This window comes from Pseudomonas sp. 8AS (genome assembly GCF_902506505.1).
GTDB lineage: Bacteria > Pseudomonadota > Gammaproteobacteria > Pseudomonadales > Pseudomonadaceae > Aquipseudomonas.
Map to the genome: position 1 here is coordinate 3,452,856 of NZ_LR733406.1, position 12,952 is coordinate 3,465,807.

The following is a 12,952-nucleotide window of genomic DNA, read 5'->3' on the forward strand; positions in this document are numbered from 1 at the left end:
AAATTCTCAGTAGTTTACCGGCAGGTTATGATGCCGCGCCATGCTTAAGCGCCCCCTTATACGGAGAACCCGATGACTGCCTTTGCTGCTGTTTACGCCCTGCACCTGCTGGCCGCCCTGATCTGGGTCGGCGGCATGTTCTTCGCCTGGATGATTCTCCGCCCCGCTGCCGTCAGCGTGCTGGAGGCACCGGCACGCCTGACCCTGTGGGCCGAGGTGTTCCGCCGCTTCTTCCAGTGGGTGTGGCTCGCCGTGCTGGTGTTGCCGATATCCGGCGTGGGCATGCTGCACCTGCGCTTCGCCGGCTTCGAGACCGCGCCGCGCTATGTGCACATCATGATCGGCCTGTATATCGTCATGCTCGCGCTGTTCCTGCGCATCCAGTTCCTCCAGTTGCCGGAGCTGCGCCGTGCCATCGCCGCACAGAACTGGCCAGCCGGTGGTGAAGCGCTGGGACGCATCCGCAAACTGGTGGGCATCAACCTGCTGATCGGCCTGACCCTGGTGGCGATCGCCGGTCTGCGGCCGACGTTCTGAAGCAGAACCTGGCACCGACCAGCGGCTGCAACAGGACTACAAGACCCGAACGAGGCCGCAGGAAATCTGAAGGGCCGTGTCACCCGCAAACCGGGTGACACGGGAGTGCCGTGCCGGCACAGGCGGCGAGAACAAGGACCAATCCCTGACTAGGGTTGCGCCTCGACCGCGGCCTCTACCCGACGATTGACTGCTCGGCCTTCATCGGTTTCGTTGTCGGCGACCGGTTTCGACTCGCCATAACCTACCGACGACACCCGACCACTCTCCACCCCGTACTGGTTAACCAGCACATCGCGCACGGCATTGGCACGACGCTCGGACAAGCCCTGGTTGTAGGCATCGGTACCGACAGAATCGGTGTGCCCCTCAACCACGGTGGAAGTTTGCGGATACTGCTTCATGAAGTCGGCCAGGCTCTGGATGTCGGCAAAGCTGCCTTCCTTGACCACGGACTTGTCGAAGTCGAACTTCACGTCCAATTCGACGCGCACCGCATCGCTGACTTCGGCAACCGGGGCCACGGGCTCCTCGCCACTCGGATAGACCGGCAGCGGGCAACCATTGTGCCGGACGGGGGTATTGGCTGGGGTATCGGGGCAACGATCACGCCGGTCGAATACGCCATCGCCGTCTGCGTCGCCATCTTGGGCGTAGCACACCAGGGTTCCGATGACCGCACCGGCCACCGCCCCTCCTGCTGCCCAGGCTGAGCTTTCGATTGCGCCAAGACCGCCGCCGGCCAAGCCGCCAATCGCCGTACAAACAGGCCAGTTCCCTTGGTTGAGCGGCGCATCTCCCGTACTGGAAGTCGTGACGCAACCAGAAAGAACACTGCTGACCAAGAGAAGGGGTACTGCAGCCCTTGAGAGTCTTGTTCTCATGGCGGTGATCTCCTGTGTCACCGGTTGATTACCGGTAACACAGGAGTAAAGACCCGTCCCCCTAAGTGTACAAGCCGGTAGTCACTGACACGTCGGTGAACACAGGCTAAGGGAGGGGATCATCAGGGACGCGCTTCGACCTCGGCCTCAACGCGGCGGTTGATGGCGCGACCGTCACTGGTGGCGTTGTCGGCAACCGGGCGGCTCTCGCCATAACCGGCAGCATTGACGCGATCCGGCGACAGGCCGTACTGGTTGACCAGCACGTCACGCACGGCATTCGCACGGCGCTCGGACAGACCCTGGTTGTAAGCATCGGTGCCCACGGAGTCGGTGTGACCTTCAACCACGGTGGTGGTCTGCGGATACTGGCTCATGAAGTCGGCCAGGGCCTTGATATCGCCTTGGCTCTCTTCCTTGACGGCGGCCTTGTCGAAGTCGAACTTCACATCCAGTTCGACACGCACCGGCTCGGCAGGCTCTGCCACCACTTCCTCGACTACGGCTTCCTCGACTACGGCGACCTGCTCCTCGGCACCATGCACCCAGCAGTAGGCCGCGGCCATGCCCGCACCAACCACAGCACCGCCGCCCGCCCAGCTGGAGCTTTCGATCGCACCCAGAGCAGCACCACCCACACCGCCAACGGCCGCGCAGGTAGGCCAATCGGTTTTCTGCAGGCCGGAGCAACCAGTCAACAGGCCGCTTGCCAACAACAGGGGTACAGCTTTCCTCGTAATGCTCATTTTTTGCTCTCCTGTAATAATCGGCACCAAACCGACACTCAAGTAGTAAAGACAGCTGTTTTACAATCTGCCAGCTATTAGGAAACTTCAGTGACCCATGTCATTACTAGGCCATTTCCCTGCGGCAGGTTAGTCTTTACCTACAAGTTCGGAATTTGGCAATGACTGACAGACTTTCCACCCGTACGCCGCAGCAGGCGCTGGCCGCCCTGCTCGAACACCACGCCCCGCAGCGCCTGCTGCTGATTGGCGCCAGCCATCTGCCGGCACTGGAGGCCTTCCGGACCGCCCACCCCACGAGCGAGGTCGCCACTACCGCAGCCGGCGCCCTGCCGGCCGAGCTGGCGGCGCAGCGCTTCGATCTGGCCCTGGTGGTCGACTGCCTGGAGCACCTGCCCAAGCGCACCGCCCTGGAACTGCTCGGCGGGATCCGCAACCTCAACGCCAGCCGGATCGCCGTGCTGGTTGACCTGCAGGCCTGCGACTGGCAGGAAACCGACTTCTTCGCCCTGGCCCTGCAGAACAGCGAGAGCTTCCAGCGCGACGAACAGACCCTGCGCCTGTTCACCTACGACCTGCGCGACTACAAGCAGGTGCCGGACTGGCTCAATGCCAAGTTCTGGGCCAACCCGGAAAACTTCGGCAAGTACTGGTGGTAAAGCCATGAACCAGGCCTGCCCCTGCGGCAGCGGCGATTCGCTCGCACAATGCTGCGGCCATTACCACGCCGGCACCCCGCCCCCCAGCGCGCAAAGCCTGATGCGTTCGCGCTACAGCGCCTATGTTCTGGGCCTGGTCGACTACCTGATCGCCACCACCCTGCCGGCCCAGCAGGCCGGCCTGGATCGCGCCGCCATCAGCGCCTGGAGCCTGGGCAGCACCTGGCTCGGCCTGGAGGTGGAGAGTGCCGAGCCAATCGCCGGGCAGCCCGAGCACGCCTTCGTCACCTTCACGGCCCGCTGGCACGATGACGCTGGCGAGCACAGTCACCGTGAGCGCTCGGCCTTCGTCCAGCATGCCGGGCGCTGGTATTTCATCGACCCGACCGTGCCGCTCAAGGCCGGGCGCAACGACCCCTGCCCCTGCGCCAGCGGCGAGAAATTCAAGAAGTGCTGCGCGCCCTACCTGTGAAATGAACGGGCCCGCATGCAGCGGGCCCGTCGATCATTGCAGCTTGAGGTGCGACACATCCGGCGGCGGCGCGGCCGGGCCGGCCTTGGCCTGGCCCATGTCGCTGCCCACCGGGGCCAGGCTGTACTGCGACAGATCGACCTGCGGCGCTGGCGCGGCGGGCCGGCTATCCTGCAAGTCGGCACCGACCGGGGCGATGCCGAAATCCGGCGCCTGCACATCGGCAAAGGCCGCCATGTACTCATCCCGCGGAACCACCCGCGCCCCTGCGGCCGCCGGCGCCGCCGTGGCCGCTGGCACGGGGGCCGGGGCCAGTTCGACTTCCTCGACCGGCACATCCAGGGCCTGCACCATGGCCAGGGCTCCGGCCCGCTCCAGGGTGGCACGGTACTTCTCCGCCCCCGCCGCATCCAGGCCGCTCTTGATCACCATGCGCCGCCCGGAAAACAGCAGTTCGATGCGCTGGGCGTCGGCCTGGAACAGCCGCGCCAGGTTCTCCTTGACCTGCGGCAACTGAGCGCCCGGCACCAGTTGCCCGGCAAAGGCGATCTCGTAGAGGCTCATCGTCACACTCCTGTCTATTTTGCTGCCCAGTATGGCGCAGGTTTTTTTCCTGCAACAACAGATTGCCACCAAGCAGCCGCTTGTTAAACTGAGGCATCAGCCGGAGATTGAAATGTTTTATCAGGCGCAAATGATAAGAATTATCAGCCTATTCCTCTGCCTCGCCCTCCCCGCGGGCATCGCCGGTTGCTCAACCTGGCTGAGCGATGGCTTCGAAGACCCGCAGGTGCGCCTGGTCAAGGTCGATCTGGTCAAGGCCAAGCTCATGGAGCAACGGTTCATCCTGCGCTTTCGCATCGACAACCCCAACGCCGCGAGCCTGCCGGTGCGCCGCCTGGACTACCGAGTGAGCCTCAATGGCGTGCTGCTGGCCGAAGGGGAATCCAGCGAATGGTTCACCGTGCCCCCGCACAGCCACCTGCAGTTCGACGTGCCGGTGCGCACCAACCTGTGGCGCCACCTCAAGGGCATCGTGCGCGCCCTGGAACGAACCGAGGAACCGATCCACTACAGCTTCCAGGGCACGGTGAAAACCGGCCTGCTGTTCGGCCGCAGCGTGCACCTTTCGCGCAATGGCGAGATAATCCCTGGCGATTACCTTCCGGAGTGATGTACCGATGAACCAGCAACCCCATGTCCACGGCCCCGACTGCAACCATGAGCATGACCACGACCACCATGATCACGGCCACGTGCACGGCCCGCACTGCAACCACGCCCACCAGGAGCCGGTGCGCAACCCGCTGAAGGAAATCGGCCGCAACGACCCCTGCCCCTGCGGCAGCCAGAAGAAGTTCAAGAAGTGCCACGGCGCTTGAGCTGATCCCGCCCGGCAGAACCGCCTCTGGTTCTGCCCGCCGCGGCCCTACCGCCGCCCCGCCGCGCCCTCTACAATCCCCGCCTTTGCAAACTCTTTTCGCGCCAGGAGCCAGTCCATGGGTTCGCGCCTCTTGCCTCGCCCGCTGCTGCTCGCCACGGCGGCCACCCTGTGCAGCAGCCTGCTCCTCAGCGGCTGCCAGTCGTTCCTCAACAGCCGCTACGCCAACAGCGTGCCCCCGGACCAGGGCATCGTCCGCGTGCAGGGCCTGGCGCAGAGCGTGGTGGTGCGGCGCAACCCGCTGGGCATGCCGCTGATCGAGACCACCACCTTCCACGATGCGCTGTTCGCCCTGGGCTACGTGCACGCCAGCGACCGTCTCAGCCAGATGGTCGGCATGCGTCTGCTGGCCGAGGGCCGCCTGGCCGAGATGAACGGCCCCGGCGTGCTGGAAATCGACCGTTTCATGCGCGCGGTCAACCTGCGCAAGAGCGCCGAGGGGCTGTACAAGAACGCCTCGCCGCGGATGAAGCAGTTCTTCGAGGTCTACGCCCGCGGCGTCAACGCCTACCTGTTCCGCTATCAGGACAAGCTGCCGATGGACCTGGCCGAGTCCGGCTACCGCCCGACCTACTGGAAGCCGGAAGACTCGGTGCTGGTGTTCTGCCTGCTCAACTTCGGCCTGGCGGTCAACCTCAAGGAGGAGATCTCCGCCCTGACCCTGACCGGCAAGGTCGGTGCCGACAAGCTGGCCTGGCTGCTGCCGACCTACCCGGACGAACCGCTGCCCTTCGAGGAAGCCGAGAAGCTGCGCGGTCTCAACCTCGACGGGCAGATCCAGGGCCTGGTCGCGATCAATCAGGCCGCTGGCCAGGTGGCCAAGCTGAACATGCTCGGTGTCGCCGCCTCGAACAACTGGGCCATCGCCCCGCAGCGCAGCCGAAGCGGCAAGAGCCTGCTGGCCAACGACACCCACCTGCCACTGTCCATGCCCTCGGTGTGGAACTACGTGCAGATCCGCTCGCCGAAGTTCCAGGCCGCCGGCGTCTCCATCGCCGGTGTGCCGGCCGTGGTCGCCGGCTTCAACGGCAAGCTGGCCTGGGGCATGACCATGGTCATGGGCGACAACCAGGACCTGTTCCTGGAGAAGGTCAAGCGCCAGGGCAGCCGCCTGTACTACCTGGCCGACGGCCAATGGCAGCCGGCCAGCGAGCGCCAGGAAACCTTCTTCATCAAGGGCCAGCGGCCGATCCGCGAAACCCTCTACGAGACCCGCCACGGCCCGCTGCTCAACTCGGTGCTGGGCGAGCGCAAGCACCCCATGCAGCCGCTGCAGTTCAACAGCGGCTATGGCCTGGCCCTGCGCACCGCGCAGTTCGAGGAAGATCACTCGATCGATGCCTTCTTCGACCTGTCCCGCGCGCAATCGGTGGAGCAGGCCTTCGAGGCCACCCGCGAAGTGCGCGCCATGGCCCTCAACCTGGTGTTCGCCGACGCCCAGCACATCGGCTGGCAGGTCACCGGCCGCTACCCCAACCGCAAGCAGGGCCTGGGCCTGCTGCCCTCGCCCGGCTGGGACGGCGCCTACGACTGGGACGGCTACGCCGACCCCATGCTGCATCCCTACGACCAGGACCCCATGCAGGGCTGGCTGGGCACCGCCAACCAGCGCAGCGTGCCGCGCGGCTACGGCATGCAGCTGTCCAACTCCTGGTTCTACCCGGAGCGCGCCGAGCGCATCGCCCAACTGGCCGGCGCCGGCAAGCACGACCAGCGCAGCATGATCGCCATGCAGTACGACCAGACCACGCCGTTCGCCGGCAAGCTGCAGGCGATGCTCGACGCCCCCGGCATGGCCCAGCCGCTGCGCCAGGCCATCGCCACCCTGCCCGCCGCCGAGCGCGGCAAGGCCGAGCAAGCCTACCAACGCCTGATGGCCTTCGACGGGCGGATGAGCGCGACTTCGGCGGACGCCGCCCTGTACGGCGCCTTCCTGCATGAAAGCGCGCGGCAGACCTTCCTCGACGAGCTGGGACCGGAGGGCAATCCAGCCTGGCAGGCGCTGGTGGACACCGCCAACGACTCCTACTCGGCCCAGGCCGACCACCTGCTCGGCCGCGACGACAGCCCGTTCTGGGACGACATCCGCACCGCGCAGAAGGAAGACAAGCCGGCCATCCTCGCCCGCACCCTGGCTGCCGCCGTGACCCTGGCAGAAAGCAGGCTGGGCGCCGACCACAAGGCCTGGCAGTGGGGCAAGCTGCACCAGTACACCTGGGCCAGCAACGCAACCAAGATGGCGCCCCATCTCGGCGCCAGCGAGCGCAGCAGCATCAATGCCATCCAGGGCTACCTCGATCGCGGCCCCTACCCGGCCGGCGGCGACCACGGCACGCTCAACGTGGCGGCCTACCACTGGGGCGAGGGCTTCGATACCTGGCTGATTCCGGCCATGCGCGTGGTCGTCGACTTCGGCCGCGAGGAGCCGATGATCGGCCTCAACAGCTCCGGCCAGTCCGGCAACCCGGCCAGCCCGCACTATGCCGACGGCATCGACGCCTGGCTCAAGGGCGGCTACATGAGCTTCCCGTTCCAGAGCCGCAATATCGACAAGGTCTATGGCAGCAAGCGCCTGCTGCTGATGCCAGGCAAGTAGCCGACCGCTCAGGCCTGCACCTCGGGGCGCCTTCTGGCGCCCTTTTCATGCCCGCACGAAACGTGCGCAAGCGCACAAAACCTCACAAAGGCACATCTGCCGCAGGGCATCGGCGCGCAGTCAGGTTCCGTGAAAAAAACGCTTTGCCGTCAGCAAATCAGGAACAGAAGCGGAATTCCAATTCCATACATCGACACTTTAATGACGCCAATTCAACGACAAGCGGTGATTACCGCCGCCACCGCCAGGCTCTATAAAACAGTTATGTTCGCTCCACAGCCACCGGCCGGGCGAACTGCTAGGGCTTCATTCGGCGCGTAAGTTACCGGCAAGGCAGCCGGATAGTTTCAGATTCGGGATCGATAGGCACCGCGAATGATTTAGGCATTTTCTCGGAGTCTGTAACCATCATGATCGACCTCAACACCTGGAACCTCACCATCCCCGTCGGCGAACCGGCCACCACCATCGAAACGCCGCTGCTGGTCGGCGGCTACCAGGACGACTACTTCCAGTCCATCAACGGCGCACTGTTCTTCTGGACCCCGGTCAGTGGCTCGACCACCCCCAACGCCCAATATCCGCGCAGCGAACTGCGCGAAACCTATGCCGATGGCAGCCTGCGCAACTGGAAATACAGCGCGGCCGACAACTACCTGCGCGCCTCGCTGAAAGTCACCCAGGTGCCCTCCACCGGCAAGATCGTGATTGGCCAGATCCACAACCTGGAAGGCGACGACCCGCCGATCAAGCTGTCCTACCAGTACAAGAGCGACACCAGGACCGGCAACATCGTCGTCATCTACCGCCTCAAGCCGGGCATCGACACCACCAGCGTGACGGTTTTCCGCGACGTGCCGCTGAACCAGAGCTTCTCCTACACCATCCGCCTGACTCCCAGCGGCACCCTGGTGGTCAATGTGAAGACGCCGAGCAGCACCACCAGCAAGTGGACGGCCAAGCTCGACCCCAGCTGGGCCACGCAGAATTTCTACTTCAAGGCCGGCTCCTATGTGCAGGACAACCTCGGCGATGCCAGCGAAGCCGGCGCGGTGAACTTCACCAACCTGCTCATCGAACACCTCTGAAGCCCCGGTGCCCCGGCCGGGGCGCCCCCCCCCTGGCGCAGCACCTGCTGCACCAGCCATCCCAACGAGCCCCACTCAAGACCAATGGCGATGACCGCGGCTTTCGCCTGCGCAAGCGCCCCAGCATCCAGACCAGTCATTGCCTCCGCCTAGTACCAAACACTGGATGCGTAAGTGCTGGTCGATATATGAAGCCTTACCAAAATCCTTAAACAGTTTAAAAACAGCCTTTTACAGCGTTTTTATCGCACTACACTTCAAAACGAGCGGCTAACCCCGCTCCCGGCGGGGCTTTATTAAAACCAAGAACAGCTGCCAAACATTGCCCCCGCCGGCACCCTTCGCGAGGGCCTTATGGGAATTGCCGCCAGCGAGCTGTGCCAGCACGTCATCCGCCCCACTCTGCTCTACCTGGGGCGCCACTCTCCCACTGCCGAAGCCCTGCTGCTGGGCGCCGCCGCCAGCCAATCGGCACTCGGCGCCGCCCTCGACGACCCGCACGGCCACGGTCTCTACCGCATCAGCACTCGCCGCCACCAGCTGCTATGGGACCAGCACCTGGCACGCGACCCGGACCTGGCCAGCCTGGTGCGCGGCCTGGCCAGCCAGCACGCCTTCCTCTGCGCACCCCACCTCGAACTGATCGTCAACCTGCGCTATGCCACCGCCATCGCCTGGATGCTGGTCGAGGCCCAGGGCAGCGCCCTGCCCGCGGCCGACGATCTGCCGGCGCTGGCGCGCATCTGGCGCCAGGTCTTCCAGCCACACGGGCGCCTGCGCGACTTCCTCCAGGCCTGGCAACTGTGCGTCGACAGCCGGCCCCACGCCGCCTGAAAAGACATGACCAAGCGGTCAGATTTACACCCTGCATTATTCCGACGAATAACCTTGTAAATACCGGAATAGAGCGGTTGGCAAGGGCTTGCAAAAGGGGTAGCTTGCCGCCCCCGTTTTGCTGTCGACGAGTTACCGATGAAACACCCCTGGTTCAAAACCACCCTCGCTCTGGCCATCGGCGCCATTTCCACTCACAGCCTGGGCAACGGAATTGCCATCAACGAACAAAGCGTCAGCGGCATGGGTACCGCCTTCGCCGGACGCGCCTCATCGGCACAGGACGCCACCACCCTGTTCGGCAACCCGGCCGGCCTGAGCAAGCTCAAGCGTGCCGAAGCGGTCGGCGGCCTGGGCGTGGTCAAGGCCAACATCGACATCGATGACGCCAGCGCCGACTCCAGCGAAGGCGACATGGTGCCCACGGCTGCCGTGCCGTTCGCCTACTACGCCAGCCCGCTGAACGATGACTGGCACTACGGCATCGGCCTGTATGTGCCATTCGCCCTGATCAGCGACTACGAGAAAGGCTTCGGCGGCCGCTACAAGGGCCAGTACAGCAAGGTGGAAGTGGTCACCCTGCAACCGACCCTGAGCTACCGGATCAACGAGCGGGTTTCCCTCGGTTTCGGCCCGACCTTCAACAAGATCAAGGGCAAGCTGGTCAGCAAGCTCAACGATGGCGCCGTAGGCGGCAGCGGCGACACCGAAATCGATATCAAGGGCGACGACACCGCCCTGGGCTTCAATGCCGGCGTGCTGATGGACATCACCGAGCAACTGGCCTGGGGCCTGACCTACCACTCCAGGGTCGACTACACCCTGCAAGGCCGCACCCGCGTCACCGGCGGCGAAGGCCCGGTCTTCGGCCAGTTCAACGGCGACTACGACGCCCAGCTGGACTTCACCACCCCGGAAATGGTCGACAGCTCGCTGACCTACCAGCTGGACGAGCGGTGGACCCTCTACGGCGGCGCCACCTGGACCCGCTGGAGCCGTCTGCAGGCCATCACCGTGCACAACCAAGGCACGCCGAGCCTGCTGGGCATGCAGCCGATCGGCGAAGTCAGCGAAGAGATGAACTGGCAGGACACCTGGTCCTACGCCATCGGCGCGGCCTACCAGCTGAACCGGCAATGGGTGCTGCGCAGCGGCTTCGCCCTGGACGCCTCGCCGGCCGCCAACGACAACCGTACCGTGCGCATCCCGGTGGGCAACCGCAAGGTCTTCGCCGTCGGCGCCGGCTGGTCGCCCTCGGCGGACATGACCATCGACCTGGCCTACTCCTACCTGCGCGAGAGCGAGTCCAGGGTCGACCAGCACGCCACCAAGATCGCCGGCGTCGACGTCGGCCCCGGCTACAGTGCCACCTACAAGAACAGCGCCCACGGTGTGGGCATGCAGCTGACCTACCGCTTCTGACGACCAATCGCCGCACATGAAAAAGCCGGGCATTGCCCCGGCTTTTTCATGTCTTCATTTCAGGGCTGGCTGGCGATGGCCTGCTCCACGGCCTCGATCAGGTCCGGATCGTCCGGCTTGGTCAGGCTGGAGAAACTGGCGATCACCTTGCCGTCGCGGCCAACCACGTACTTGTAGAAGTTCCAGCGCGGCGTGCTGCTCTGCGCCGCCAGCTCGCGGAACAGCGGCAGCGCGTCGGCGCCGCTGACCACCTGCGGCTCGCTCATGGCGAAGGTCACTCCGTAGTTGACGAAGCACACGGTGGCCGTCTCTTCACTATTGTCCGCTTCCTGCCTGAAGTCATTGGACGGTACGCCGAGCACTTCCAGGCCCTGGCCCTTGTAGCGCTGATAGAGCGCCTCCAGGCCCTTGAACTGCGGAGCGAAGCCGCAGTGGCTGGCGGTATTGACCACCAGCAGCGGCTTGCCGGCAAAGCGCTGGCACAGGTCGATGCGCTCCTGCGAGCGCAACTGCTGCAGTTCGCCCTGCAGCAGCGGCGGGCATTCGGCCGCCAGCAGCGACCCGCTAAACAGCCCGACCAGCAGCGCCAGGGCACTCCGCGACATGCTCATGATGACAACCTCCGCACTCAATCCTCAGGCCACGCTACGCGCCTTGGCCGCCGCCAGCAACGCCGTAGACCTGCCCTGACTCTCAGAACCTATTTACGATCTTCTGAATTAGAGCCAGACAAGGCGCTACGTAGTAACAGCCTTCGGCTGGTCAAAACGCCGAGGAAGCGCAGTTTACGAGCTGTAAATGAGCATTCCGAGGCCGTTTTTAACGCAGTATGGCCGCGAGTCAGGAGATCGAAAACAGGTTCTCAGCACAGGCCCATGCCCAGCTGCAATGCCGCCAGGCCGACCCGCTGCCAGCCCCACCAGGCCAGCAGCAGGAGGCCGGCACCGGCCAGAACGCCGAGCAGGGTCAGCTGGCGCCGGCTCATGCCAGGCCGTGCGCCGCCTGCAGACGGGCCACTGGCTGCTCGCGCACCGGCCAGTTGAGCGCCGCGGCGAGCAGGCCGAGGGCAATGGAGATCTGCCAGACCAGGTCGTAGCTGCCGGTGTGGTCATACAGGTAGCCGCCCAGCCAGCCGCCGAGGAAGGCGCCGAGCTGGTGGAAGAGGAAGACGATGCCGCCCAGCATCGACAGGTTGCGCACGCCGAACAGGGTGGCCACCGTGCCATTGGTCAGCGGCACGGTGGACAGCCACAGCAGGCCCATGGCAATGCCGAAGCCGTAGGCGCTCCACGCGCTCAGCGGCGCATAGAAGAACGCCACGATCACCACCGTGCGCGCCAGGTAAAGCGCGGTCAGCAGGCGCGGCTTCGACAGCCGGCCGCCGAGCCAGCCGGCGATATAGGTGCCGAACACGTTGAACAGCCCGACCAGCGCCAGCACCGTGGTGCCGACCGTGGCTGGCAGGTGCTGGTCGACCAGGTAGGCCGGCAGGTGCACGCCGATGAACACCACCTGGAAGCCGCAGACGAAGAAGCCCAGCGCCAGCAGCCAGAAGCCGGAGTGCGCGCAGGCTTCGCGCAGCGCCTCGCCCAGGCTCTGCTCGGCGCCCAGCGAGGGCGGCGGCTGGTCGCGCACCAGCAGCGCCAGCGGCACGATCAACGCCACCAGCAGACCCAGCGCCAGCAGGGCGGCGGACCAGCCCAGCCAGCCGATCAGGCCGAGCGAGCCCGGCAGCATGGCGAACTGGCCGAAGGAGCCGGCCGCCGCCGCGATGCCCATGGCCAGGCTGCGTTTCTCCACCGGCACGGCGCGGCCAACCACGCCCAACAGTACCGAGAAAGACGTACCCGACAGGCCGATGCCGATCAGCAGCCCGGCGCTCAGCGACAGCGACGCGGCCGAGTCGGCATGGGCCATCAGCAGCAGGCCGACCCCGTACAGCAGACCGCCGACGGCGATCACCCGGCGCGCGCCGAAACGGTCGGCGATGGCCCCGGTCACCGGCTGCGCCAGGCCCCAGATCAGGTTCTGCAGGGCGATGGCGAAGGCGAACACCTCACGGCCCCAGCCGAACTCGCTGCTCATGGGCGTGAGGAACAGGCCGAAGCCGTGACGGATACCCAGCGACAGCGCCAGGATCAGTGATGCCCCGAGCAACACCCAGCCGCTGGTACGCCATACCGAAGTCATGCTTGATCCTTGTGGGCGGGTGATCCCGCCGGTGCGCGAAATAAGAAGCTCGCCAGTGCGCGCCTAGTCAGATATGGAACCAG

14 protein-coding genes and 1 pseudogene are annotated in these 12,952 nt (G+C 65.2%); 9 read left to right on the top strand and 6 right to left on the bottom strand.

The features are described from left to right. Positions 1-72 precede the first annotated feature (72 nt). Positions 73-537, top strand: a complete 465-nt coding sequence (locus tag GV001_RS16120) for a CopD family protein (RefSeq protein ID WP_160081619.1) — start codon at positions 73-75, stop codon at positions 535-537. Between the two features lie 149 nt (positions 538-686). Here GV001_RS16120 and GV001_RS16125 read toward each other — a convergent pair whose 3' ends face one another. Continuing rightward, positions 687-1,421: an OmpA family protein gene (locus GV001_RS16125; RefSeq protein WP_160081620.1), complete on the bottom strand. Its 735-nt coding sequence runs from the start codon at positions 1,419-1,421 to the stop codon at positions 687-689. Positions 1,422-1,543: 122 nt separating this feature from the next. Then, positions 1,544-1,897 (bottom strand): annotated as a pseudogene (locus GV001_RS20200) (OmpA family protein); the annotation flags it as partial. A gap of 431 nt (positions 1,898-2,328) precedes the next feature. Here GV001_RS20200 and GV001_RS16135 point away from each other — a divergent pair. Both GV001_RS16135 and GV001_RS16140 read left to right on the top strand, forming a co-directional pair. Continuing rightward, positions 2,329-2,826, top strand: coding sequence for a DUF6231 family protein (locus tag GV001_RS16135; protein ID WP_160081622.1), 498 nt, complete (start codon positions 2,329-2,331; stop codon positions 2,824-2,826). A gap of 4 nt (positions 2,827-2,830) precedes the next feature. Then, the gene (locus tag GV001_RS16140) at positions 2,831-3,298 is read left to right on the top strand and encodes a YchJ family protein (protein ID WP_160081623.1); all 468 of its coding nucleotides are present in this window, start codon (positions 2,831-2,833) and stop codon (positions 3,296-3,298) included. Between the two features lie 33 nt (positions 3,299-3,331). Here the strand turns inward: GV001_RS16140 and GV001_RS16145 are convergent, their stop codons facing one another. Continuing rightward, positions 3,332-3,862 carry a hypothetical protein gene (locus GV001_RS16145; protein WP_160081624.1) on the bottom strand — a complete coding sequence of 177 codons (531 nt, stop codon included), beginning with the start codon at positions 3,860-3,862 and terminating at the stop codon, positions 3,332-3,334. A 112-nt stretch (positions 3,863-3,974) separates the two neighbouring features. Between GV001_RS16145 and GV001_RS16150 the strand changes: the two genes are divergently transcribed. The 6 genes from GV001_RS16150 (at position 3,975) to GV001_RS16175 (ending at position 10,679) form a co-directional block, all read left to right on the top strand. Further along, the gene (locus GV001_RS16150) at positions 3,975-4,472 is read left to right on the top strand and encodes an LEA type 2 family protein (protein ID WP_160083434.1); all 498 of its coding nucleotides are present in this window, start codon (positions 3,975-3,977) and stop codon (positions 4,470-4,472) included. Positions 4,473-4,479: 7 nt separating this feature from the next. Beyond that, positions 4,480-4,680, top strand: coding sequence for an SEC-C metal-binding domain-containing protein (locus tag GV001_RS16155; RefSeq protein WP_160081625.1), 201 nt, complete (start codon positions 4,480-4,482; stop codon positions 4,678-4,680). A gap of 117 nt (positions 4,681-4,797) precedes the next feature. Then, complete coding sequence (locus GV001_RS16160) at positions 4,798-7,335, top strand: penicillin acylase family protein (protein WP_160081626.1); 2,538 nt, start codon at positions 4,798-4,800, stop codon at positions 7,333-7,335. 410 nt (positions 7,336-7,745) lie between these two features. Then, positions 7,746-8,423, top strand: a complete 678-nt coding sequence (locus GV001_RS16165) for a polysaccharide lyase family 7 protein (protein ID WP_160081627.1) — start codon at positions 7,746-7,748, stop codon at positions 8,421-8,423. 354 nt (positions 8,424-8,777) lie between these two features. Then, a complete protein-coding gene (locus GV001_RS16170; RefSeq protein WP_160081628.1) occupies positions 8,778-9,257 on the top strand; it encodes a hypothetical protein in 480 nt (159 codons plus the stop codon). 138 nt (positions 9,258-9,395) lie between these two features. Continuing rightward, complete coding sequence (locus GV001_RS16175) at positions 9,396-10,679, top strand: OmpP1/FadL family transporter (protein WP_160081629.1); 1,284 nt, start codon at positions 9,396-9,398, stop codon at positions 10,677-10,679. Between the two features lie 59 nt (positions 10,680-10,738). On the opposite strand, the gene GV001_RS16180 is transcribed toward GV001_RS16175, so the two are convergent. From GV001_RS16180 to GV001_RS16185, 3 genes are all read right to left on the bottom strand, one after another. Beyond that, positions 10,739-11,290 (bottom strand): glutathione peroxidase, encoded by a 552-nt coding sequence (locus tag GV001_RS16180; RefSeq protein WP_160081630.1) that lies wholly within the window; start codon positions 11,288-11,290, stop codon positions 10,739-10,741. 251 nt (positions 11,291-11,541) lie between these two features. Continuing rightward, the gene (locus tag GV001_RS20205) at positions 11,542-11,664 is read right to left on the bottom strand and encodes a hypothetical protein (RefSeq protein WP_256664945.1); all 123 of its coding nucleotides are present in this window, start codon (positions 11,662-11,664) and stop codon (positions 11,542-11,544) included. Next, positions 11,661-12,869, bottom strand: coding sequence for an MFS transporter (locus GV001_RS16185; RefSeq protein ID WP_160081631.1), 1,209 nt, complete (start codon positions 12,867-12,869; stop codon positions 11,661-11,663). The genes GV001_RS20205 and GV001_RS16185 overlap by 4 nt, the downstream gene beginning before the upstream one ends. Between the last annotated feature and the right edge of the window lie 83 nt (positions 12,870-12,952).